We start from the raw sequence: 23,747 nt of genomic DNA on the forward strand, positions 1-23,747 counted from the left end.
TTATGCACGTCGCGTTCCGCCGTACTCTCCTCAACAGGACCATCATGACCGCGTGCGGGTTGTCGGCCCTGCTCGCCACCTCCGTGACGGCCACCTCGGGCGCCGCTGCCGACGAGCGGTATGCGGTTACCGGAGGGAGCCCTTCCCTGGAAGGCACAGCCATCAGCCTTACCACCGTAAAGGTCGGCGCACCCGGAAATCATTCGGTTGGTATTCTCCCGTTCAGGGACGCCCTGTACCGCTCGTGCACCGTCACCCCTTCCCCGAAGGACTGCCTTCGAGTGGGCGGCGTGCCCTATCGCTACGAGATCGGTCAGCTCGAAGTCACCGTCGAACAGTGGGTAGCGTTCCTCAACACGGTCGATCCCGAAGGACGCAACCGCCTCCGTCTCTACGACGAGACCGAGAGTTCGGCGGCGTGGCCGAAGTACGGCCAGATCAACCTGTCCCCAGATGCCGGCAGAGGCCGTCACTACTCGGTGGCCTTCCCACAATGGGCCCGCAAGCCATACGGCTTCGCGAACTTTCTGAGGGCGGCACGCTTCGTCAACTCGCTCTACAACGGCCGACTGATCTCCAAGCAGGCCGGCAGCAAGGACGGCTTCCAGTACGTCACGTACCAGGTCGCGTTGTCGTCGCAGACCGAGCGCGGAATGTACGACCTGGCTCGACCGCAGACGACGCGAGTGCATCGTGCGGGGTTCGTCCTGCCGAGCCAGGACGAGTGGATCAAAGCCGCCTACTACGATCCTCGCGGCGGTGGCACCTACTCCTATTGGAAGTACCCGACCAACCCGGGAGTCTTCGGTGACGGAGAGGCGACTGCACCCAGCCCCACCGTCCTCAACCCGGACACCGGCGACGTCACCAACGCTGCGACCCAGCCTCTGGCCTCGTATCACGCGGACGGCAAACCAGCACCGAGCTGGTGCCCGAACCAGCTGATCCCCGACGCGTGTTCCACCGTCAACCCGTTCGGACTCGACCCGACCCTCTATGCCAAGGCCTACCAGGGAAGTCTCAGCACCGTCGGCCAGGCGAGGACCGCATCACCGTGGGGCACCCTTGACCAGGGCGGAAACGCGGTCGAGTGGACCGACACGATCACAGCGCCCCCTTCCGGGCAGAGTTCCCTCCGGGTCTGGCGGCGACTCCACGGCGGAATCTCCAACGCGTCCGCCTACCAGATGTGGCCCTCCGCTGTTGGACTGCAGCCGCAGGACAATGTGTTCTACAACCACACCTATCCGTGGCTGGGCATCCGGATCGGGGTGATTGGCGACCTGAAGCCCGGCAAGCCCTGACACACCATTCCGGGACTGTTGATCGTCACTCGGGCAGCGGTGCGCAGGCCCCGAATGCCGCTTTGCGAGTGCGGCGGATGCGGGATTCGCCGGTTGCACCTGGTTGACACGGGCGGAGTTCTTGTCTCTCGGGGAGACGGCGCCGCACGCGGTGCAGGTATACGTTCGTTCGGAAAGAGGCAGTGCGTGCTTGGTTCTCGCTCCGCACTTGGCGCAGTCCATCGTGGTGTGCGCCGGGTGGACCAGATGCACGGCCCTGCCATGCTTCCTCGCCATCTCCACCAGCGCCTTCTTCGTGGCGCTGATCGCCGCGTCGGCAGCCTTGCGGGCCATGGTGGTCTTCGCGAGGAACTTGGGCCGAAAGTCCTCCACAGCGAGCGCGTCGTGTTCGCGGACGACCTTCTTGGCCCACTTACGGGCCGTGTCCTGCCGCTGGGCGGCGACTTTCCGGTGCAGTTTCGCCGTCTGCCGCTTCGCTTCACGGTAGCCCTTCGAGGCGGCCTGCCCCTTGGCCGGACGGCGCCGGGCCATCATCCGCTGGTAGCGGGCAAGCTTGTGCGCGGCTGTCCTGCCATGCTGCGGGTGGGGAAGGCCGTAGGCGGCGGATGTGGTGGTGGCCGTCTCTTTGACGCCCCAGTCGATCCCGATCACGCGCCCGGTCGCGGGCAGGGCCTCGGTCAGGGCCGGGACGACGAAGGATGCCCACCAGTGCCCCACCGCATCCCGGTGCAGGCCTGCGTCCAGTGCCGGGAGCGGTAGGCCGAGCCGTTGTCGGTCAGGACCCGCTCGACGGTCACACCGCGGGCCGCGAACCAGTCCACCGCGCGGTGCAGGACGTCGACTGCAGTGGCGGCTTTCTCGTCATCGCAGATCTCGGCATAGGCGACCCGGGAGTGGTCGTCGACGACCGTGTGGACGAACGCGGTCCCGAGCAGCGGGCCGCGGTATTTGTTGCGGGGCTTGTCCGGTGTCGCGGCGCGGTTCCTGCGGCCCTGGACGCGTCCGACCTAGCGCCAGCCGCCGCCGTCGGGCACGTTGCCGAGCTTCTTGACGTCGATGTGGAGCATGGCGCCTGGGTGATCGTGTTCGTAGCGACGGACGGGCTCGCCGGTGGCGCGGTCGATGTGGGACAGGCGGTTGATCCGGCAGCGGGTCAGGACCGCGTGGACGGTCGAGGCGGGCATGCCCAGCCGTCCGGCGATCTGGACCGGTCCCAGTCGCTGCTTCCAGCGCAGGTGCACGATCTTGCGGACCTGCGGCTGACTGGTTCGGGCCGGGCTGTGGTGAGGCCGTGAGGACCGGTCGGCCGTCGCGGTCGGACCGGATTCGGTGTATCGGTCGGCCCACCGCTTGGCAGTGGGCCAGGACACGTCATATCGCTCGGCCGCACGGGCGACCGGCCATCCCTCATCCACAATCAGACGCGCCAGGCGAAGACGGGCACGGGGCGTCAGAGCAGCGTTAGCGTGAGACACGAAGGCCTCCTGTTGGCGGAGCAGTTCCTCGACAGCTCCACTCCACAACCGGAGGCCTTCGTCATCTCACAGATTCAGACCGTGTCGTCGCACAAACTCGACCAACCTGGCTGGGCAGTACAGCTAGATCATGCTGAAGCCGTCCTGGACCTGGGTGTGGCCGAAGCCGGGGTAGCCCGGGGCGATCAGCCGGTAGCCCGAGCCGAGCGCGTCGATGAGACCGCGGAACTGGTGGGAACCGGACGGGAAGCCGTGCAGGAGCAGCAGGGCCGGCGCGTCGGCCCGTTCCGGGAGGGACTCCCGGTAGAAGACGCGTACGCCGTCGACATCGATGTGGCGGTGGACGATGCGGGCGACTGTCACATCCATACTAATGCCTCCAGATGGAATTAACACATTAGACTTACTTCGATCCGGCTAACGTGTCAATGCGGTGTTGTACCATTAGATTCATGAGTGATCTTGTGCCGCTGACCGGAGAACCGCTGGCGCTGGACCTGGTCAACACCCGTCCGAGCGCAGGCGATCTGCTCGCGACCCCGGACGATCTGCGGCACTGGTGGGCCCTTCAGGCCGACCGCCTGCCGGACGACGTGCCGCAGGCCGTCACCGCCGCGGACCTGGCTGCCGTGCGCGCCGTACGGGAGCACACCGCCCGCGCCATCGACCGCGCCCGCCGAGGCGACGAGCCCCTGGCCGCCGACCTGGACGCACTCAATCAGGCGCAGCGCGCCGCGCCGGCGATCAACCAGCTGGCGTGGAACGGGTCGGCGGTGGTCGCCACACGCCGACGCGACGGCTCACCGGGCCTGCGGCTGGCCGCCTGCCTCGCGGAGGCCGCCGCCGAACTGCTGGCAGATCTCGCGGTCACCACAGTCCGGCAGTGCGAAGCGGACGACTGCGTCATGCTCTTCCTGGCCGCCCATCCGCGCCGCCGCTGGTGCTCCGCCACCCGATGCGGCAACCGGGTACGCGTCGCCCGCCACTACCAGCGCACCAAGGCCAAGTGACCCGAACGTCCCACGCCCTGGGGTCCCTTCGATCCCGAACTGCCTGTCTCGGCGTCCGAGGCCCGCAGACCTGAGCGACGGGCCGGAGCGCGGCGCTGCCGCCGTCGACACACTGCTGTGCGCCGACTTCCGCATGGGCTGCCCTGAGGGTGACCTCGCCGGCACAAGCAGCACACGGAGCAGGGACGGTCCGCTTGCCATCGAACTCCGCCCCGATTCCCTCCAACGGCTTGCCACGGACTAACGGCTATTCAGCGAAACAGCCGGGAGCGAGCTGGTCGTCGGGTCCGTGCCATTGCCTCGAGGACGTGATCTGGCGGGAGCGCCGCCGCCAGTCGCGCCAGCTCCTCGAAGATCGACATGTATGAGCCTCGGCCGGTCTCACCACGCAACTGCCGCTCGCGCTCCACGAACGGCCGCACGGCCTGCCAGACCGAGACGATCCGGGTCCGCAAAACCGTGACCATGAGGGTTTCGTCGAGCATGTCGAACACGGCGAGGTTCGCGAAGGACTGGTAGTAGTACACGACATTGTAGAAGGCCGCCTTGGCTTCCGAGGGCAAACCCCGTACACCGCCTTCCGGATCGTGCTCTGCGCCCAGGCGCGTGCACAGGTAGTCGTGCTGCTCATGGAAGTCTGCCGAGCGGAACTCCTGGAGCAGATCGACCATGACGGATATGTGGTTGGCGTGCTGCGCGGTGCGGACCTGTCGGGCGTTGAAGACGACGGAGGTCACCACTGCGACAACGGCGATACCCGTGGTGACCACATTGAAGATGACGGAACTGTCCATGCGATCACCGTATGGAGCGCTCACCCGTGGTGCATACAGGGCGTGGGACGGGTCTTGAGCGGGTCGTCGGTCGCGCGCCGGCACTGGCCGGTGGACACCGCTTGAGAGAACCAGGGAACTGGGCCCGGGAAAGGCTCGGGACGCGGCAGGGCCGGTTCGATCCGGCACTGCTCTCCATGAAAGCGTCGGCTGACCGGGAAGGACCGTAAGTGCGGGATTGGACTGGCCCTTCCCGGCCGCCGCCCCATGATCGGCCATAAGGCACCCTGCCCGGATAGGGCCCAACGGCCCCTTCGTGGTTCACCGATAGGGCCCAACGGCCCCTTCCGGCTTGCCCTTGGCGCTCCAGACGCATCACGCGCACACTCGAGCCTCGATTTTGCGAAGTCGTTGCGATCCCAAAAGGTTTCGGTGGGATCCGAGTTCGTATGACCGTAGGTGCGGGATCCGAATGCCGGATCAGGAGACACGGTGCATTTTTCACGGACCGCGGTGGGATCGCTCTTTCTGGGTGGTGCGCTCGCTGCCACCCTGGGGTCCCTCCTCTACCCCGCCATGCTCGGAGTCCAGAAGGCCAGTAGCGCGCCCGATCGGATCATCGCCGCGCCAGAGTCTGGAAAGGTGTCGGAAGCCGATCGGGATTTCGTGGTCAAGGTACGCGCGGCCGGACTGTGGGAGCATTCCGTCGGTCTGATGGCCCTACAGAAGAGCACGACGAAGGCCATCAGGACCGCCGGACAGCAACTGGCCGCCGACGACGCATCGTTGGACGCCGCGTGCCGCAGGACCGCCGGCCAGTTGGGCATCACGCTGCCCGAGCAGCCGTCTCCGCAGCAACAGGGCTTCGTGGCCCGGTTGAACGCAGACAGCCCCGAACAGTTCGGCACCGATATGGCGACCACCGTGCGCGCGGTGGACGGGCAGTTGCTCATGACGATCGCAAGTGTCCGCAGCACCACGAAGAACTCACTGATCCGCGCCCTGGCCGCCGAGGCCAACGACACGGTCCTGGACCGCATCACGGTCGTGGAGAAGACCGGCCTCGTCGACTTCGACCAGGCCGTCCTCCAGGAGACCTCGCCGCCCTCGCTCCCCGCCCATGACCTCACCCCGCCGCCCCCTGCCGCGGGCCAACCACAGGTCGCCCTCACTCCCCCGGCCGACAGCACGGTCTCGCCGCGTCCAACGGCAGAGTGATCCACTCACCGACGGCCGGGGCCGGGTGCGGATCACCAATGTTCCAGAAGCTCGCGGTCCGTGCAGGCTCCTGGTCGACCTCGCGCCCGCCCCGGCCGGCAAAGGCAAAGACGCCCCCAACTTCGGCACGCAGATACGGCGGCTGAGAGGAAAGATCTATCTAGAGCAACCAAGAGCAGCCATACCCGCCTGGAGCCGATCCCGTCAGGTAGCGGGGCCTCGGCGACGTGGGGCGGTCGCTGTCACGAAAGGGTCGTGCAGCGCGCCTACGGGATCCTGATGCTGCACCGCAGGCTGGTGCGCGACTACGAGCACCAGCCGCGCGGTTCGGAGTACGGATGCAGCATGTTCGTCGGGGCCAGCCTGGGCCCGCAGCTCACCGGCGCTCTCACCGGGCTCGGTTCCGGCGGCATCCTGCTCGTCATCACCACCGTGCTCGTCCTTGGCGTCCTCCTGGCCCTGCCGACCCTCGGCCACCAGCACACCCCCTAACCCCGACGGACACCACCAGTCGCATCGCCATTGGCCGCCGGCGGTTCCGGCGGCATCGGCCGCGCGGTCGTCGAGCGCCTCGCCCGCGTCGGCATCGCCGTCGGCGTCCACTACGCCGGCAACAAGGCCCGCACCACTACGGTCACCGCCGCGGGCGGTCGGGCCATCGCGGTCGGCGGTGACATCGCCGACGAGCCCGTCACGGCGGAGGCGTCCGACGCCGTAGAGCAGGAGTTCAGCGGCATCGACGCGTGGTCCGCCCGCAAAGCCTTGGAGACAGGCCGACGTTCACCGTAGGAGCCTTCCTGCTGATGAGACAGATGAGCCGCTGAGACAGCTGACTGGTCCTAATGTCCGTTCCAAGGACGCCGACCACGCCGTGGACGCTGTGTCCGTACAGTGCAGCTGACGCGACATGAGTGAACATCGCCCGCAGATTGTGTGAGCAAAGGCGCGCGCCGACGAGACCGCTGCGTGTCCATGCAGCCGGGCGTCGGTCCTGGTCGCAGGGGGTCGGGCAGCCCCGACCCCGCTGAAGCACCGGACGGAGGCTCGATTACCTGTGCGAAGTTACCTGCTCGAACCGGTCTATGCTGGCGCCGGGCTGCGCAGGGTGTCAGCCGATTGCCTTTCCGTCCAGCAGTTTTGACAGGAGCGGGGCGCGCCACCGCTCGTAGAAACATTCGTACAGGGACACGCGAAAATTGATCAGGCACTTGTTGGGCAGACGAAAAGTCGCGAACCAGAAGAAGGACGCACTCGCCGGCCTCTCGGTGCCCCAGAGTGCGGGCCTCCTCAGCTTCCGCGTCATCGACTCGGTCGGTGAGCCCCTGGTGCAGGCGCAGTACAGGCTGAACGACAACCAGGGGCGCAAGGTCGTCACAGGAGAGACGGACCCGTACGGCTGGGGCGTCGTCGTGGTCCCCGTCGGCGAGTACCGCATGTCGGTCTCGGCGGACGGCTTCGCCGCGCACCTGGGACACGCGTCCGTGCGAGAGGGGGGTGCGCCCGTTGCGCTCGGCGACCTCACCCTGCATGTCGCCCCCACGCTGCCTTTGCCCGAACCGGGCGAGTGGGAGATCGAGGCCGCGCACACCCGAATAGGCTTCACCGCCCGCCACATCGGTCTCGGCCGCGTCTACGGCGGCTTCGGCAACTTTGCCGGGGCCATCAGGGTCGGCAGCGCCATGGAGCACACCGCAATGCACGTCGTCATCGACGCGGCATCGATCGACACCAACGTCAAGATGCGTGACAACCACCTGCGGTCCGGTGACTTCCTCGACGTGGAGAAGTTCCCGACCCTGGAGTTCTACAGCGACCGCTTCGTGCACCGCGGCGGCCAGAACTGGGCGATCACGGGCGGTCTCACCCTCCACGGGGTGACCCGCACGGTGACCCTCGACGCGCAGTACAACGGCGTGCGGGTGGGCATGGAGGGCGAGACCCGCGCCGCCATCCACGCCACGACCGAACTGCACCGCGAAGACTACGACATCAACTGGCAGACCATGCTGGCGCGCAACATCGCCGTGGTCGGCTCGAACATCAAGGTCGACCTGGACATCCAGATCGTCCCCAAGGGCACCGAGCTGGAATTCAAGTAACGCAGAGGCGAACTCCGCAGAGCCGTGTACGGACCCGACCGGTCCCGTACGCGGCTCTCCTACGTTCCGGGCCGGGCGCTGACAGCAGAGGCGAACACAATGAAGTCGGCTTAGCCTGGTCGCGTCGGATCGGGGCAGGCGAGACGTGTGTTCTCTGCGCCGGCCGACCTGCTTACGCAGGTCGGCGTGCCTTAACCCAGGCTGGGCTCCATCTGGTCGACGCGGATGCAGGAGACAGGCCAGCCGTGGCTTTCCGTGACGTCGTGATCAGACGGAGCGCTGGTGAAATGGACTGCCTCGGACGGGTTCACCTCACTGGCGAAAGACCAGCCCGGATCCTCCGGCGACGGCATGCAGGCAATCGTTCAGGCCGCAGTGTCGTGCCTGCTTCTGCAACTCTGGCAACACGGTCACAGAACCCTCCAACGGCCATGACCTGATCGTTCTTTCCTGAACGCTGAACTTCAACCTCATTGTCCGATCGCACGGCGCGCGGTGGGCAGTTCCTGTGCGAAGGACGAAGAACCTCGCCGCGGTCGAGCGGACCCTCCGCATCGGGTGCGTCTGGTCCAGCCCGGTGTCTCTTTGGTTCGCCTCCCGCAGAAACGCGCGGGATACACGAATGCGCGGTACGCCGTAACCGCCCCTTGGCACGCTTCCCTCGTCGTTCAAGATCGGAAGGGGAGCCCCTCGTGACAGCGTTACAGGCCGGACCAGGAACGAGCCGACGCGCGTTCCTTCGCAGGGTGGGTGTGACCGGTGGCGCCGGCGCCATGTTCGCCACGATGGGGGCGCTCGGCCTCGCCCCCACCGCCGTCTACGCAGCAGAGAAGGATGCACCGTTCCGCGCCCCTAGGCAGAGCGATTTCACACTCCAGGGCCGCAAGGGCAGGCCAGCCAAGGTCGTCGTCATCGGCGCGGGCATCGCCGGCCTCACCTCTGCCTACGAACTCGGCAAGGCCGACTATGACTGTACGGTCCTCGAAGCGCGCGATCGCGTAGGAGGCCGCAACCTCACCGTCCGCGGCGGTGACCGGCTGACCGACATCAACGGTGTCAGCCAGACCGCGGGATTCGGCAAGGGCCAGTACATGAACGCCGGCCCCGCACGCCTCGCCCAATGGATGGTCACGCTCGACTACTGCCGCGAACTCGGCGTGCCCGTCGAGGTCTTCACGAACACCAATGCCGGCGCGCTCATCTACAACGAGGCCACCGGCATGAAGGCTCCGGTTCAGTACCGCACCGCCAAGGCCGACGTCTACGGCTACGTCTCCGAGTTGCTGTCCAAGGCCACGAACTCCGGGGCGCTGGACGCCGAATTGACGGCGGACGACAAAGAGCGGCTGCTGAATTTCCTCAAGAGCTACGGCTCGCTCGGTTCCGACTACACGTACACGGGCACCGAACACCGCGGCTTCAGCGTCGACCCTGGTGCCGCCGGTACCCCGGGCAAGGAACTCGGCGACGTACCCTCCCTCTCCGAGGTGTTCGCCTCCAACGTAGGCCGCACCTTCTCCTTCGAGTTCGGCTACGACCAGGCGATGCTGATGTTCCAGCCCGTCGGCGGCATGGACCGGATACCGATGGCGTTCGCCCGCGCCATAGGCGAGGAGAGGATCCGCACCGGCGCAGCCGTCACCGACATCAAGAACACCCCTGACGGCGTGCAGATCACCTACACCCAGAAGGGCCGCACCCGCACCATCACGGCCGACTACTGCATTGCCACCCTTGCCCCGCACATCCTGGCCAAGACCTCGCACAACCTCGGCACCGCGGTGCAGACCGCCCTGAGGGCGGTGAAACCTTCCTACGCCTCCAAGATCGGCCTCGAGTACAAGAGCCGCTGGTGGGAGAGGGATTTCAGGATCTTCGGCGGCATCACCGAGACCGACCTGGACCTCGATCACATCTGGTACCCGTCCTACGGACACCTGGGCGAACGCGGCCTGATCATCGGCTACTACAACACGGGCGCCCACTCCGAGGTCTACTCGGCGCTCACCCCGGCCCAGCGCCTGGAACGCGCCCTCGACCAGGGCGCCAAGATCCACGGCGCCAAGTACCGCAGCGAACTCGCCGCGTCATACTCCCACCAGTGGAAGCTCGTCCCCCACCTCGAAGGCGCTTGGCACTCCATGCCCGGTGGCCCCGACGCACCGGCGTACGCGCCGCTCAACACGGCCCAGGGGCACGTGTACTTCGCCGGTGACTACCTCAGCTATCTGGATGCCTGGCAGCATGGCGCGATCTCCTCTGCCCGCAAGGTCGTCACCGAGCTGCACCAGCGCGTACTCGCCTCCTGGTGAGCCTTCGCGGCTGAGCACAGCCCTGCTCAGCGATTTCACCAGCTCCGCCCCTCCCCTTCAGAGGGCGTTTCGTTCCGTTGTTCAGTCCGTGATGGCCTGATTGTTGACGTTTCTAGTGGCTTGGCTCGGATTGTCGACCGCGTAATTGGTTCGCCGTCCGGTGCCCGTCATTCTGCCTCCAGGTGTGATCTCGGCGGTGGCCGTGAGGGCGCCCTGGAGTGTTCGCAAGCCTGCGAGCATGGGCGGGGGCGCCTCCCACCCCGCGTGTCTCTCCGCTCTACCCGCCGTGGCCCGTCGCCTTGCCCGCCACTGCGGCGGCCGTGCGGACGAAGCCGGCCAGGGCTGGGGAGGTGGCGTGCTCGGGCCAGGCGAGGAGGAGCGTGGTGGGCTCGGCATCATCGACTGGGACAGCGACCAGGTCGTCGCGGAGCTGGTCGCGGATGGAGGAGGGGAGGACGGCGACCATGCGGCGCAAGGCGATGAGGTGGAGAAGCTGCCCAAGGTCGTGGACCTCGGGTCCGTGTGAGCCACCCTCGGATGCGCCCGGCCAGCGCGGCAGGGGCTCCCCGGCGAGGTCGTTCAGGCAGACCCGGGTACGGCCCGCGAGGCGATGCGAACTCGGCATCACGAGAAGTTGAGTCTCGGTCAGGAGGTCCTGGGTGGCCAGGCCGGTGAGGTCGTGGTGGGGGCGGTGAAGCAGGGCGGCGTCGGCACGGCCCTCCCGCAGGAGGATCTCACGCTCGCCGAAGCTGCACAGCAGCTCGACCGGCAGCGCACCCGGCTCAGTCTGATAGGCGTCGAGGATCGCGGGCAGCAGGCCACCGTCGCCGCCCGGCTTGATGACCAGGACCAGACGCGGTTCGGCGCGGCCGGCCCGCCGGGTGCGGCGCGCCGCGGCCGACGCGGCGTCGAGCACCGTACGGCTCTCGCGGAGCAGGACGGCCCCCGCCTCGGTGAGTGCGACCCGGCGACTGCCACGTTCCAACAGGGCCACGCCCAGCCGTCGTTCGAGCTGCTGAATGGCGCGGGAGAGCGGCGGTTGGGTCATCCCCAGCCGGGCGGCCGCCCGACCGAAGTGCAGTTCCTCGGCGACAGCGGTGAAGTAGACGAGCTCGCGGACCTCCGGTCTTTCCATACCCGCACGGTATCGCTGCGTACCCGATCGGTGTTGGAACTCCCGGCCGCCCCCGTGGTGGGCTGAACGCATGACAGAAACCACAACTGCCCTGGTCACCGGTGCCAACAAGGGCATCGGGCGCGAGGTCGCAGCCCGGCTCGCCTCGCTCGGCACGAACGTCCTGCTGGCCTCGCGCGACCCGGACCGCGGTGCGGCAGCCGCAGCCGACCTGGGCCCGCGGGTGTACCCGGTCACCCTGGACGTCACCGACCGTGCCAGCGTCCTATCCGCCGCCCGCTGGATCGAGGAGCGCTTTGGCCGGCTGGACATCCTGGTCAACAACGCCGGCATCTCTGGCGACCTCGCCGCCCAGAGCCCTGGCAGTGTCGAACTGCCCGCTGTACGCGAGGTGTTCGATACCAACGTGTTCGGCGTGATCAGCGTGACCACCACGATGCTGCCGCTGCTCGCCCGCTCCACCGCCGCCCGGATCGTCAATGTCAGCAGTGGACTGGGCTCCATCGCTCGGATGACCGATCCCGAGGACTACTTCACAACCCGGCCCCCGTTGGCCGCGTACGTCCCGTCCAAGACCGCACTCAACTCGCTGACCGTGCAGTACGCCAAGGAACTGCGCAGCCGCAACATCCTGGTCAACGCCGCCGATCCGGGGCCGTGTGCGACCGACCTCACCACCGCATTCCCCGGCCTCACCCGCACCGCGGCCGACGGCGCGGTCGTGGTCGTCCGGCTCGCCACGCTGCCCGATGACGGGCCGACCGGCGGCTTCTTCGACGAGCACGGCCCGGTCCCCTGGTGAGCTGCCTGTCAGAGAACCGAGGGACGGGGTGGTGGGGGTCAGCCCGGACGGGATGAGCGAGCCGGAGACCGCGCCGGCGCCCGACGGGCCGCAGCGCCCGGGTTACCCGCCGGACCGCCCCGGCAACAGCCGACGGAAGGGTAGCGGACCGTCAGGCAGCCTTGGCCGGGTACTCGGTCCAGGTGCGGATGGGTGAGTCGGGGGCAAAGCTGGTCTTCGGTTCGGCGCGGGCATTTCGCCAGCGCACGGTAGGCGCCGATGGCGCCGTTCTGTTCGCCATGGCTGCGGTGGTCGGTGCCGTTGAGGGCGAAGTGGCGCAGGGCGGCGAACTCGGACTCGATCCAGTTCAGCCACGATCCGCAGGTCGGCAGGAAGACCAGCTCGATGTCGTTCGCCGCGGCCCACGCGCGGACGTTCGGTGCTTGTGAGGCCGCAGGGGTCCAAGTCCCAGACGGCTGCGGCGAAAATCGTCCGCGGCGACCCGCACCTCCCGCGCGCCCTCCCACTCCTCCCGGTACTCCACATCCGGCACCCGCGGAAAGCACACCAGTTCCTCTGCCACGTCGGCCACCCGCTCCAGGTCCGCAATCGGCGTGCGCAGGGCCGTGACCACGGTGTAGAGCAGCACGTCGAAGGCGTTCAGCCCGGTCAGGGCGTAGTGCCAGCCCTGACGTTCCTCCCGGTCGAGCCGGATGCCGCCACGGCCGCTGGTGCGGGAGACGTCCCAGGCGAGCGTCATGTAGGTGGTCAGGCCGCGCTCGAGGCCGTGGTGGCCGGTCCGGACGGTGCCCGGCGGGATGCCGCGGGCGGTGAGCGCGTCGTCGACGGCCTGGACGTAGGGCCAGTGCGGCATCCCCTGAGGTGCGCCGCGCGGTCCGGGCGGGTCCAGTGGCACGGGTCTACCTCCAGCGGGAGCAGGTCGGGGCGGGGTCAGGAGGCGCAGCGGAAGACGGCGGCCGGGCCGATCACGCGGGGGCCGAACTTGTCGCGGATCCGGTCGACGGCGCCTTCCGCGGCAAGGCGGGCTTCGCGGGCGTCGTCGAGGGACAGCTGCCGGGGCGCCTGGTCGGCGTCGAGGAGGTCCTCGCCCTTCAGGATCAGTCCGGTCAGGCGGCCGCGCTGCAGGCCGGCAGCGTCCATCAACTGGTTGGCGAGCTGGCGCAGATCGTCTTCGTGGCCGGAGGGGGCCGTAAGACGGCGGGTCTTCTCCCAGCTGCTGCCACCGGCGAACTTCAGGGTCAGGGTGAGGGCGCGGGCCACCTGGCCGCGGCCGCGCAGCCGGGTGCCGAGCCGGACAACCAGCTTGAGCAGGGCGGCGCGGACGACGGCGCCGTCCAGGGTGTGCTCATCGAAGCGGTAGCGCATGCTCGCCGTTGCGGGCAGGGCGCGAGGAACGACGGGACGGGGGTCGATGCCGCGGGCGCGGTCGGCGGCCAGACGGCCTGCCTTCCCGCCCAGCAGGCGCTGGACCGTCGCGGGCGGCACCGCGGCGAGCAGGCCCACGCAGTGCACGCCGTAATCCCGCAGCGCCGCTGCCTGCTGCGGACCGATCCCGTGCAGGGCCTCAACAGAAAGCGGCTCGAGCCAGCCCGCAACCTCCTCGGGGGCGACCGCGAGGACGCCACCGGGCCGGGGGGCCAGACCGGAGGCGGTGGCAGCGACCGCGATGGTAGGGCCGATCCCGACGCGGACGTCGACGCCCAGGCGGGAGATCGTCCGCACCCGCAGCACCTCCCCCAGCCGGCAGGCGCCGACGCCGTAGTAGCCCAGTGTCCCGCGCAGGTCCACCAGGGCCGCGGTCGGCGGCAGCGCCTGCACCACCGGCGACAAGCCGGCCAGCTCCTCCAGCACCTGCCGGTAGGTCTCTTCCGGCAGCCGGTCCGGGCAGCGCACATGCATCACCACACCCCGCCGCTCGCCCACCGTCACCTGCGCACTCATCGCGCTCACCTCCCCCATCACGTTATCGAACATAAAATCGAACACGCGAGGGGACGGAGTCGTGATCATGAGCATAGAATCAAATGTGCCTGAGCGTTTTACTTGGCCCCTGAGTGCTCTAGTTGGCCCCGCTGAGCGGCGTAGGTGGCCCGCAAAGTAGCGGGTGCGGCCAGATTCGTGGCAGTTTCCGCGGTACTGCTGACGGAAGGCCTGGCCGTCGAGTGTGCTGGTGCTGTGGCGTCCTCCCTCAACCAGGCGACCCCGGACCGGGATCCGGTCTGGTCCCACAGCTGCTCGCTCACAGACCTTGCAGTCCGACAGGCGGTGCCCGAGGGTCCTGACCCCGGTGCCGACTGGGCCCGCCGGTGGGTCGCCGTGTGGAAGTCGACCCAGGGGGAGATCGCCTGTCCTGTTCGGGATCTCGATACCTTCAGGTGGTCGGCTTCGCGCCCCGCGCGCGCATTCACCTGGCGGGCTGGGCAACGGCACCGCCCCGGTCTGGCGTACATGTCGACAACGGGGCGGCTGCAATGGTTTCGAGAGCTTGGCCGAGCGGCGTCTACTCTTGGCGCTCGATTTTGTGGGCGGCGTGAACGAGCTGCTGTCGCAGCCTTTCACCCTGAAGTTCGCTACCCGCCAGGGCGCCGTGCGGCACACCCCGGACTATCTGGTGCTGGCCCACGGGACCGGTCTGCTGATCGACGTCCGGCCAGCGGATCTGATCAAGGCGGACGACATGGTCAAGTTCGCCGCTGCCCAACGAGCGGCCGGAGCCGCCGGATGGCAATACGTCGTGGTCGCCGGATGGCAGCCGAAGCCCTGGGCCGCGGTAGAAGCGCTGTCTGCCCGGCGGCGCTCGATGTCCGACCCGCTGGGGCTGGCTCCCGAGCTCCTGGAACTAGTAGCTCGGGAGCCGCGACCGCTGAGCGAGCTCGTGGAAGGCACGTCGTGGCCGGCACTCGCGCGGACCTACGTGCTTCACCTGCTCTGGTCGCGGCGGCTGACCGTGGACTTGACCCTGCCGCTGGGAGACGAGTCGTGGATCTACCTGCCGAGGAGGGGCTGATGAAGCAGGGCGGCCAAGTACGCCGGGCAGAGGACCTCACCGAGCACAATCTCGGCCGAGCCCGGATCCGCGAGGAGCACCTGCTTGAGGTCGAGACCGGCTACCGGAGCGGGAGCCGGTTCTGGGCCCGGCCGGACGAACCGCGGCCCGCGTTCGATCCCGCATGGACCACGTTGACGGAGCGGCGGCTGGCCAAGGTCGCCGAGCTGAATGACCTCGACGGCCGCGAGGCGATGCAGCTGGGCCTGGAGCGAATCAGCGTCCGCACGCTGAAGCGGATGTCCGCGCAGCACTCCGAGCACGGGGTCGCCGGGCTTGCCGACGGCCGGTGGACCGCGCGCGGTCTGGGCACCGTTCCATCACGCCGGAAGTGGAGGAGGCGATCGTGGCGGTGCACGCGGAGTCACTGCACCGCTCGAGGATGAGCGTGACCTCGAAGGAGCGGCTGATCCACCAGTACGTGCGCGAGCGCTTTCCCGACCGCGAGGTCCAAGTTCCGCACCGCACGACCCTGTCGAAGGTGTGGCGGGAGTGGTTCGGGCCGGGCGGAGGCCGCCAGCGGTACGTCCGTTCGGCGGCCGCGGCCGCCGCGGCGTGGCGGCCTGAGGCCACGGTGCATGTCAGCAGGCCGGGGCAGGTGGTGGTCCTCGATACGACGCCGTTGCCGGTGAAGGTGCTGGACGATGTCTTCGCAGAGCCGATCACGGTGCACCTGACGATTGCGCTGGACGCCTGCACCCACTCGATCGTCGCGTTCCGGCTCACGCCGGTGGCGGAGTCGGCGGTGGAGGTGGCGATGCTGCTGCGGGATGTGCTGCTGCCGCTGCCGATGCGGCCGGACTGGGGGCCGGAGACGGAATGGCCCTACCCCGGCGCCCCGGCGGCGCTGGTGGCCGAGCTGGCCGGGCACCCTGTCGCCGGGCTGCCGTTCTTTGCTCCCGAGACGGTGACCAGCGACCATGGCGCCGTCTACAAGAGCCACCACTTCGTTCAAGCCGCGGCGACGCTCGGGATCGATCTGCTGCCGGCCCGGGCGATGCGACCGCCGGATAAGGCCGCCTGCGAGCGGGCCTTCGCCGGGATCCAGTCGCTGCTGCTGGAGCTCCTCCTGGGCTACCGCGGTATCGACATCGCCGACCGCGGCTGCGATCCGGAGAGCGACGCGACGTGGACGCTGTCGGAGATGGAGCACCTGCTGGCCACGTGGATCGTGAAGGTCTGGCAAAACCGGCGGCTCGACCAGTACGCGCCCGCCTGGGATCCGGGCGGCCGACACAGCCCGAACACCCTCTTCACCGCCGCGGCCGCGCGGGACGGAATCTGCCTGGAGATCCCCCCACCGGAGCTGTACTACCAGCTGCTGCCCGTGCACTTCGTACGCATCGACGCCCGGCGCGGCGTGAAGATCGGCGGCCTCTGGTACGGCGCCCGCAGCCCCGTCCTCGAACCCCACCGGGGCCGCCTGTCGGGCCGGGGCGGCCGGCACGCGGGGAAGTGGGCCGTGCACCGCGATCCCCGGGACTGCCGCCAGGTCTTCATTGAGCTGGACGGAGCCTGGCACGAACTCTTCTGGAACGGGCTCCCGCCCGGTCAAGAGGTGCCCGCGTTCTCAGACGCCCGCGTTGGGGACGTCCTGCGACAGGCCGGCAAGGCCGGTCTCAAGCCCCGCAGCGACGCCCAACTCCTGCCGGTACTCCTCGGCTTGGTGGCCGCCAAGACGCCGGTGGATGCCTGGCCGACCCAGATGACCCGGCAGCAGAAGACCGACCGGGCGCGAGAACTCGCACGGGCCCGGGCCGCAGCCCTCGACCGGCCCGCCTCGGCCCCGCCACCAGAGCCGTCTTTGCAAGAGGCCCGGGCTTTACACCGGCAGGCCACCGCCGCCGTGGAGGCAGACCGACGGCGCCGCCGCATGGCCGCCGTCCCCGTCCCGCCGCCGGCCCCGCCACTCCTGGCCGACTCCGTCAGGGCCAAGAACCTCTTCCTCCTCCCCGACGAAGAGCAGGACACCCCCGGGGCGGCGGACACTGACTGGGCGGGGGAGAAGTCATGACGCGGGTCGGCATAGGGCTCGGGCTGATGGCGCCTGCTGCGCGGGACCAGGCCGCGGGGTGGGACACCTGGCGGCGGGCACGGCGCGGCTTCGCACCGGCGCCGGTGCGGTCGCTCGGGCAGTGGCGGGTGATGAGCGCGCGCGAGCGATCCGCCTATGACCTGCACCGGATGGCCACCCATGCCAACCTCCCGCTCCTGGACACCCCGATGAGCCAGCGGGTCGACCGGCTGCTGAGCGCCCGACTCCGCACCAACGCCTTCAAGGCCAAGCCGTCCACTCGCGCGGGAGTGATGATCAGCGGCGGTGGCTATCAGGGCAAGACCGAGACCACCTGCGAGATCGTGGCCGCCTTCGAGGATTCCTGGCGCGCCCTTCACCACCAGATCCACCCCAACACGGCGCCCGGGACCCGCGACTTGTGGGTGCCGGTCGCTTATGTGCAAACCCCGGTGACCGCGAAGCCGAAGAGCACCTGCAAGGCGATCTTGAACTTCTACGGGGCACCGACGAAAAACATGGACCTCCCGGACCTGATTGGGCAGGTCGCCGCGTCCCTGACCGACCACGGCACCAAGGTCCTGGTCCTCGATGACATCACCCGCCTGCGGATGCATCGTGCCGACGACCAGGACACCCTCGACCTGATCCGCGCGTTCATGAGCATGCACGTCACCCTCGTCCTCATCGGCGTCGACATCCCTGCCTCCGGCCTCCTGCGCGAAGGCCGCCTCGATCCGGCATCCGGGCAGAGCGTGCTGCCACCGTCCCGGCACGCCACCGCGCACGGCCTTGAGGCCACCCAGACCGAGCGCCGTTTCGACCTCGTCGACCTCGACCGCTTTCGCTACGACACCGACCAGCAGATCACCGCCTGGACTACCCACCTCGACGGCCTGGAGAGAGCCCTCCGGCTGCTGAACGCCCAGCCGGGCATGCTCACTTCGGGGCGCATGCCCGAGTACCTCTTCACCCGCACCAACGGCGTCGTCGGCCTCCTCGAACGCCTCATCGAGGACGGGTGCACTGAAGCGGTCACCAGCGGCGCCGAGTGTCTGACCGAGACCCTCCTCGACAGCCTCCCCCTCACCCTGGGTGGTGCCGACCACGACGCCGAGGCAGGCGAGATCCCAGTCATCCCCACGGCCTCTGCCCGCCGACCGCGCGGCGGTCGGCGCCGCAACTCTGCGTTCGACGATCACGGCCCCGCAGCCTCGGACACGGCATGACGAACACTCCGCTGCCCAGAAGTTTGGATCCCGCCCGGGGTGAACTGCTCGCGGGCTACCTTCTGCGTCTCGCCCACCGCATCGGCATCTCTCCGCTCGACCTCGCGCACCGGTGCGGGCTCACCGCCGGGACGACGTTCCCCACCCATCACGTCGTCCGCCTCGACGACAACCGAGCCCGGCAGATGGCCACCGTCTGCCGCCTCGGCCTGCCCGAGGTTCACGCGCTCACCCTCGCGACGCAGGCTCCGAGCTATCCCCCTCTGCACCCCGTTTACCTGGGACGACACCAAAGCTATATCGACATGGCCAACGACGGCTGGGTCTTCACGGCATTCAGCCGGTACTGCCCCGACTGCCTGGCAGACACCGCCGATCTTCCCGGCGGGTCGGTCTGGCGGGGCTCGTGGCGCCTCCCGCACACATTCCTCTGTACACGCCACCATCGCCTTCTCGACTGGAGGTGCCCCAGTTGCCAGGCACCTGCCTTCTCCAACGGCTACCGGGCCGACGGAAGATGGCGACCCACCCAGCTCATCCCGTCACCGCGTAGCAGCCTCCACCCGGCGCAATGCCGCCATCGGTCCGGCACCGGTCGGGACCCGGAATGCGCCCACCAGCTCGACCATCCTTCCGCCACCGGCGAAGGGCTTACCGAGGCGATGGTGCACGCTCAACAACGGCTGACCGCAGCCGCCCGCTCCATGACCGGGCAGGAGGTCGAAAGCCTGGGCGGGCCTACCTCACCCCAGCGGTTCCTCAACGACGTCCGTGCCACTACGCTCGCCATCTGCAGCACCTGGCCGGCCACGGCCGAAGTCCTCATCAGCGCCGAACACCTGGACGAGGTCGCCGCTCACGCTGAGACTCTGAATCGAGCACCCGCCGAAAGAGCCGGACCTCAAGGAGACGGCTGGCTGGCTCGCTCCGTCGACCACCCACCTGGCGAACCACTGCGGGCAGCCGCCCTGATGGCCGTCGTCGTGCGGATCCTCGACGACCTGCGCGGCAAGACAGTCCTTGCCCGCGTGCTGTCCCGGCTCTCCTCCAGCCGTGCCGGATACCGACGGCTGAAGCGCCTCGCCCCACACTGCCCACCCGGCATGAACGCCGCCATTGGCGAGAGCACCCACCTGCGTCACGGAACTGTCGGTCCGCCCCCGCTCTTCCCCCAGCCTCCGACCCACCGGGGCCTGCTCGACCCGAAGGACATCCCGCAGCTCCTGCCGGACGCCTGGGCCTGGCCATTGGACGAACTGAACGGGCCCGCAAGACAACTGCGCCGAGATGCCGCGATCCGCCTCGTCCAGATGACCCGTGGCGGATCCCGCGCTGCGGCTGCCCGCTACCTCGGCATCACCCCCGGCGCCCTCCACTCCGCGACGGTCACCATCCGCACCTGGCAGAAGATGCCAGGCAACGCGGACGCCTACCAGGACGCACTTCACCGCATCGCCGAAATCGCCGCCATCGCCGAGGCGCCCTCCTCGACGAGGCTCACCGCTCCTGAGGGCGGCCGCCACCCCGGCCGCGGAATCGGGACCGAGACCTACGCTGGGCACTTCGTCCGCCCCGTCCGAGGAGTAGCGTGCCGCCGTCCTTCGTTCACCGGATCACCAAATACGACCCCGCCGACCGCGACGAGCACGGCCACTACACCGGCGCCGAGGACACAGAACGACCACGGACCTGTCGAAGCGGCATACCTGGCGGCGATCGCCGCCCTTCGCGCAGGCATCGGGCATCGACCGGTTGGAGATCCGCGAACCTACGGTCACCGGCTTCGTCCACTTCGGTGTGGAGCCGCCGGTTGATGGGCACGGCCTCGGCAGGCTCTTCCCGCCCGACCTCACCGACTACCACGACGGGACCGAGGTCTCCCTTCCGGTCGCCCTGGAATTGGTCCGGGCCATGCTCCGCGACCAAGGCGCTTGGTGCCGACTGGAGGTGGGGGATTTGTTTACCGTGCATGTCGGGTGGGACCAGTACGTGTGCGTGGGCAGCGACCGGCCCTGCGCGGACGCCGTGGCCCGTACACGGGAACTCGGCCTCTTCCCGGAACCGCTAACGGCCTCGCCGTACGCGGCCGAGGTCGACGAAGCGGAAGTGACGGAGCCGGCCGACGAGCACTTCTGGATACGCGTGCACACCGCGCTGGCCTCACAACATGCGCTACTCCTCGAGGAAAGCTACGTCCGCGGCGCCGCACGCTGGCACCGAATCACACCGAAGAACCTCAACACAGTGCGCGCCAGTCTCGGCCCGCGCGCATTGCTGACCGTCTGGCCCGACCTGACCCCGAACGTCGGCGCCGTCCTCGCCGCATTGCCCCAGGAGGAGGCCATCCAGTTCGTCTGGGAAGCGCAGGACGGGACGGTCAGCCACGCGATCGTCGACGACACCGACTACCAAAAGCTCACCGTCCACGTGGCCGATGCCCGAGCCGCCTGCGCCCTGCCTCTGTCCCTCGCCGAACACCGCCCACTGCTCTGTGCTGCCCTGCCAGACAGCGACGGTGTACTGCGCGCCCGGTGGTAACCCGGTTCGCGCGCCGCGGGCGAGCCAGCAGGTCTTGTGCATCGAAGTTGTCCTGCCAGACCAGGTGTCGTGCTCGGTCACAGGAACTGACCCGGCCACTGAACCAGGCCCGCTGACGCCAACTGCGCGGCCGCGGCGTCCTAAGCAGCACCGGTCTGGCCCAAAAGCCGCCACGAGATGACCCTGGAGTCCTGAAGGCGGCTGGTCAGGAAGCGGCAGGCGTCGCGAGGGTGAGCGGCGCCAGGCTTCCGTGCAGGGTGGCGTGTAGGGCGACTGCGAGTTCACGGGCCCCGTCTTCGACTCCCTCACCTCAAGCCTGTCCACAGTGGCTTGCCCCGGATGCGCCGCTCCACCGGGCGAGGCATCTGCGCGCGATGGCCTGTCAGGGGAAGGGCTGCCAGGTCGGGGTCCGGGGGTCTTGCGCGAGAACCATCGTTCCCGTACGGTTTTACCCGTCGGCGAGAACGTTCGTTCTCCTGGCAGCGCACCCACGCCAACGGAACTCACACCCCACCAGCGGCGATACCGACAGACCCAGAGGAAGCGACATGAGTCACGAACCGCGCCCCCCGTTCCCGCCGTTCACCCGGGAGACCGCCATCCAGAAAGTCCGCCTGGCGGAAGACGGCTGGAACTCCCGCAACCCGGAAAAGGTCGCCCTCGCCTACACCCCGGACTCCTACTGGCGCAACCGCGCGGAGTTCGCCACCGGTTACGACGAGATCGTCGCCTTCCTCACCCGCAAGTGGAACCGGGAGCTGGACTACCGGCTCATCAAGGAACTGTGGGCCTTCGACGGCAACCGCATCGGCGTGCGCTTCGCCTACGAGTACCGCGACGACTCGGGCAACTGGTTCCGCGCCTACGGCAACGAGAACTGGGAGTTCGACGACAACGGCCTCATGCACCACCGCTACGCCTGCATCAACGAACTTCCCATCAAGGAATCCGAGCGCAAGTTCCACTGGCCCCTCGGACGCCGCCCCGACGACCACCCCGGCCTGAGCGACCTCGGCCTCTGACCGGCCACCCCCGCGCCGTGAATCCAGGCCCGACGCCGGATCCACGGCGCGGTCGTTCGTGCGTGGGGCTGCACCTCAGAGGTCGCCGCGCACCTTGAGGGCTTTGAGCTCAGGATTCCCTCGCAAGCCCTAAAGGCACCTCTCACCTGCGGTAAGCATGGGGCGCTGCTCCGGATTTTCGGCAGTTCGGTGCATCCCGCTTGCGCTGAGAACGACCGTTCTATAGGCTGACCTCAATCAATAGAACGATCGTTCTCAGCTGAAGGCTCACGACATCGTCATCGCTGACCGGACGGATAGCCGGTTCGGCCGTCGCGAGTGCCGCAGGACCGCCGCCTGGGCTCTGACGCCGATCTAATCCAGGGCCGAGGGCAGAGAAGCTGCAGAACACGAGCCTGTTGATGCGGGCTCGGAAAGTTCAGGTGGGTGATCCCATGACTCTCTCGCACACCGCAATGCGGCCTCTGCCGATGACGCTGCCCCAGTCCGGCGAGCAGCCCCGGCCGGCTCCCGTGACCCCGGTGTTGGCCCATGCCCGTACGGGCATGCACCGGCACGGCGTGATCGCCCTTCCCGCCGAGGAGCGCTGGGTACGCACCGCCCGCCACTTCGCCGCATCCCTGCTCGCCCGATGGGACGTCGTCCCGGAGGATCGGGACTCCGTCCTGCTGATCGTCGGCGAGCTTGCAGGGAACGCGGCCCAGCGCGGACGGGCCGACATGATCGTGAGCCTCGCGTTCGAAGGCCGCGCTGTGCGTATCGAGGTTGTCGACTCCGGCGCCACGGCGCCCTCGCCCCACCCTCGCTGCACCGGTGCCCCTGATGAGCACGGCCGCGGCGTGGGCATCGTCGAACTCCTGGCGGACTGGACCGAAACACTCGAGGAACGCGATCACCGGCGGGACCGCGCCGGCCTCCGTGTCGCCACCGCACCGGCTGAGCAGCCCCAGGCAGTCCTTGCGCTCGCTTGAGTGGGCAGCGGGCAACACGCCCGGCCCCGATCCGGGCAGGCGCATACGGCGACTGGCCGGCCCGCGCCCGGGAATATGCCGTGCGACCTGGTGGCTGTACCGTAGGAGAACGACCGTTTTCGAGAATGGGTGAGCGAAGTGGAACCCGAGACGACTGAGCAGCGGATCCTTGACGCTGCCGAGGAACTGTTCTACGGCCGAGGCATTCAGTCGGTGGGAATGGATGCGATCCGCACCGCCTCCGGCGTGCCCCTCAAGCGCCTGTACCAGACCTTCCCTTCCAAGGACACCCTGGTCGAGGCGTACCTGAGGCGGCGGGACGCGAGGTGGCTCCGCGATCTTGCCCAGCACGTGGATACCTACGACTCACCCGAGCATCGGATTCTGGCGGTCTTCGACTGGCTGTTCCTCTGGTTCAGCGAGCAGGGGTTCCGCGGCTGCGGCTTCATCAACTCCTTCGGGGAGTTGGGGGCGACGTCCCAGACCGTGGCCGACATCGCGAGGGCCCACAAGGATGCCTTCCGGCGATATCTTGCCGATCTCGTGGCCGCCGCGGACGCGCCCGCGTGGCTGACCGAACAGCTCGTCCTGCTCGCCGAGGGCGCGATGACCACAGCGGCCATCTCCGGGTCTCCAGAGCCCGCCCGTCACGCCAAGGACGCCGCCCGCACGCTGCTGCGGGCCGCTCACGCAGACGTGGTCACCGCTGCCTGAGAACCTGTGTCTGAACCTCGAACCCGCAGGTCACGGCACGGACGGCTGACAGATTGCAGCAGCGGCGCCATTCGCTTGCGCTCAT

At 68.5% G+C, this 23,747-nt stretch carries 22 protein-coding genes and 2 pseudogenes; 17 read left to right on the forward strand and 7 right to left on the reverse strand.

Annotated elements, in window-relative coordinates; all coding sequences use genetic code 11:
- The first annotated feature begins 2 nt into the window (after window positions 1–2).
- Complete coding sequence (locus RKD20_RS00230; protein ID WP_424875792.1) at window positions 3–1,304, forward strand: hypothetical protein; 1,302 nt, start codon at window positions 3–5, stop codon at window positions 1,302–1,304.
- Window positions 1,305–1,376: 72 nt separating this feature from the next.
- Here the strand turns inward: RKD20_RS00230 and RKD20_RS00235 are convergent.
- The 3 genes and pseudogenes from RKD20_RS00235 to RKD20_RS00245 form a co-directional block, all read right to left on the reverse strand.
- A pseudogene (locus RKD20_RS00235) lies at window positions 1,377–2,030 on the reverse strand (RNA-guided endonuclease InsQ/TnpB family protein); the annotation flags it as partial.
- Between the two features lie 2 nt (window positions 2,031–2,032).
- Window positions 2,033–2,779 (reverse strand): annotated as a pseudogene (locus RKD20_RS00240) (IS481 family transposase); the annotation flags it as partial.
- 123 nt (window positions 2,780–2,902) lie between these two features.
- A complete protein-coding gene (locus tag RKD20_RS00245; protein WP_424875793.1) occupies window positions 2,903–3,148 on the reverse strand; it encodes an alpha/beta fold hydrolase in 246 nt (81 codons plus the stop codon).
- Between the two features lie 83 nt (window positions 3,149–3,231).
- On the opposite strand from RKD20_RS00245, the gene RKD20_RS00250 reads away from it, so the two are divergent.
- A complete protein-coding gene (locus RKD20_RS00250; protein WP_424875794.1) occupies window positions 3,232–3,789 on the forward strand; it encodes a CGNR zinc finger domain-containing protein in 558 nt (185 codons plus the stop codon).
- 251 nt (window positions 3,790–4,040) lie between these two features.
- On the opposite strand, the gene RKD20_RS00255 is transcribed toward RKD20_RS00250, so the two are convergent.
- The gene (locus RKD20_RS00255; RefSeq protein ID WP_424875795.1) at window positions 4,041–4,583 is read right to left on the reverse strand and encodes a DUF4760 domain-containing protein; all 543 of its coding nucleotides are present in this window, start codon (window positions 4,581–4,583) and stop codon (window positions 4,041–4,043) included.
- 621 nt (window positions 4,584–5,204) lie between these two features.
- Between RKD20_RS00255 and RKD20_RS00260 the strand changes: the two genes are divergently transcribed.
- From RKD20_RS00260 to RKD20_RS00280, 5 genes are all read left to right on the forward strand, one after another.
- Window positions 5,205–5,780: a DUF4142 domain-containing protein gene (locus RKD20_RS00260; RefSeq protein WP_424875796.1), complete on the forward strand. Its 576-nt coding sequence runs from the start codon at window positions 5,205–5,207 to the stop codon at window positions 5,778–5,780.
- A 255-nt stretch (window positions 5,781–6,035) separates the two neighbouring features.
- Window positions 6,036–6,272, forward strand: coding sequence for a hypothetical protein (locus tag RKD20_RS00265; RefSeq protein ID WP_424875797.1), 237 nt, complete (start codon window positions 6,036–6,038; stop codon window positions 6,270–6,272).
- A 30-nt stretch (window positions 6,273–6,302) separates the two neighbouring features.
- Window positions 6,303–6,569 (forward strand): SDR family NAD(P)-dependent oxidoreductase, encoded by a 267-nt coding sequence (locus tag RKD20_RS00270; protein ID WP_424875798.1) that lies wholly within the window; start codon window positions 6,303–6,305, stop codon window positions 6,567–6,569.
- 422 nt (window positions 6,570–6,991) lie between these two features.
- Entirely contained in the window at window positions 6,992–7,879 is an 888-nt protein-coding gene (locus tag RKD20_RS00275) for a YceI family protein (protein ID WP_424875799.1), read from the forward strand.
- Window positions 7,880–8,652: 773 nt separating this feature from the next.
- A complete protein-coding gene (locus tag RKD20_RS00280) occupies window positions 8,653–10,191 on the forward strand; it encodes a flavin monoamine oxidase family protein (protein WP_424883104.1) in 1,539 nt (512 codons plus the stop codon).
- A gap of 277 nt (window positions 10,192–10,468) precedes the next feature.
- On the opposite strand, the gene RKD20_RS00285 is transcribed toward RKD20_RS00280, so the two are convergent.
- Window positions 10,469–11,326 (reverse strand): LysR family transcriptional regulator, encoded by an 858-nt coding sequence (locus RKD20_RS00285; RefSeq protein WP_424875800.1) that lies wholly within the window; start codon window positions 11,324–11,326, stop codon window positions 10,469–10,471.
- Window positions 11,327–11,396: 70 nt separating this feature from the next.
- Between RKD20_RS00285 and RKD20_RS00290 the strand changes: the two genes are divergently transcribed.
- Entirely contained in the window at window positions 11,397–12,128 is a 732-nt protein-coding gene (locus RKD20_RS00290; RefSeq protein ID WP_424875801.1) for an SDR family oxidoreductase, read from the forward strand.
- 346 nt (window positions 12,129–12,474) lie between these two features.
- Here the strand turns inward: RKD20_RS00290 and RKD20_RS00295 are convergent, their stop codons facing one another.
- Window positions 12,475–12,981, reverse strand: a complete 507-nt coding sequence (locus RKD20_RS00295; RefSeq protein ID WP_424875802.1) for a hypothetical protein — start codon at window positions 12,979–12,981, stop codon at window positions 12,475–12,477.
- A 77-nt stretch (window positions 12,982–13,058) separates the two neighbouring features.
- On the reverse strand, window positions 13,059–14,069 hold the full coding sequence (locus RKD20_RS00300; RefSeq protein WP_424875803.1) for a DNA polymerase Y family protein: 1,011 nt from the start codon (window positions 14,067–14,069) through the stop codon (window positions 13,059–13,061).
- 589 nt (window positions 14,070–14,658) lie between these two features.
- Between RKD20_RS00300 and RKD20_RS00305 the strand changes: the two genes are divergently transcribed.
- The 9 genes from RKD20_RS00305 (at window position 14,659) to RKD20_RS00345 (ending at window position 23,662) form a co-directional block, all read left to right on the forward strand.
- On the forward strand, window positions 14,659–15,135 hold the full coding sequence (locus tag RKD20_RS00305) for a hypothetical protein (RefSeq protein ID WP_424875804.1): 477 nt from the start codon (window positions 14,659–14,661) through the stop codon (window positions 15,133–15,135).
- Window positions 15,108–15,560: a hypothetical protein gene (locus RKD20_RS00310; protein ID WP_424875805.1), complete on the forward strand. Its 453-nt coding sequence runs from the start codon at window positions 15,108–15,110 to the stop codon at window positions 15,558–15,560. The genes RKD20_RS00305 and RKD20_RS00310 overlap by 28 nt, the downstream gene beginning before the upstream one ends.
- Complete coding sequence (locus RKD20_RS00315) at window positions 15,557–17,188, forward strand: transposase (RefSeq protein ID WP_424875806.1); 1,632 nt, start codon at window positions 15,557–15,559, stop codon at window positions 17,186–17,188. Before RKD20_RS00310 ends, RKD20_RS00315 begins: the two co-directional genes overlap by 4 nt.
- Window positions 17,185–18,417: a TniB family NTP-binding protein gene (locus RKD20_RS00320; protein ID WP_424875807.1), complete on the forward strand. Its 1,233-nt coding sequence runs from the start codon at window positions 17,185–17,187 to the stop codon at window positions 18,415–18,417. The genes RKD20_RS00315 and RKD20_RS00320 overlap by 4 nt, the downstream gene beginning before the upstream one ends.
- Window positions 18,414–20,231, forward strand: coding sequence for a TniQ family protein (locus RKD20_RS00325; protein WP_424875808.1), 1,818 nt, complete (start codon window positions 18,414–18,416; stop codon window positions 20,229–20,231). Before RKD20_RS00320 ends, RKD20_RS00325 begins: the two co-directional genes overlap by 4 nt.
- Window positions 20,170–20,955: an RNA-binding protein gene (locus RKD20_RS00330; RefSeq protein ID WP_424875809.1), complete on the forward strand. Its 786-nt coding sequence runs from the start codon at window positions 20,170–20,172 to the stop codon at window positions 20,953–20,955. The genes RKD20_RS00325 and RKD20_RS00330 overlap by 62 nt, the downstream gene beginning before the upstream one ends.
- Before the next feature lie 548 nt (window positions 20,956–21,503).
- Entirely contained in the window at window positions 21,504–21,977 is a 474-nt protein-coding gene (locus RKD20_RS00335) for a DUF1348 family protein (protein WP_424875810.1), read from the forward strand.
- Between the two features lie 434 nt (window positions 21,978–22,411).
- Window positions 22,412–22,948: an ATP-binding protein gene (locus RKD20_RS00340; protein ID WP_424875811.1), complete on the forward strand. Its 537-nt coding sequence runs from the start codon at window positions 22,412–22,414 to the stop codon at window positions 22,946–22,948.
- A 138-nt stretch (window positions 22,949–23,086) separates the two neighbouring features.
- The gene (locus RKD20_RS00345) at window positions 23,087–23,662 is read left to right on the forward strand and encodes a TetR/AcrR family transcriptional regulator (protein WP_424883105.1); all 576 of its coding nucleotides are present in this window, start codon (window positions 23,087–23,089) and stop codon (window positions 23,660–23,662) included.
- Window positions 23,663–23,747 lie beyond the last annotated feature (85 nt).

The organism is Streptomyces sp. SLBN-8D4 (assembly GCF_049739545.1).
GTDB classification, from domain to species: domain Bacteria; phylum Actinomycetota; class Actinomycetes; order Streptomycetales; family Streptomycetaceae; genus Streptomyces; species Streptomyces canus_C.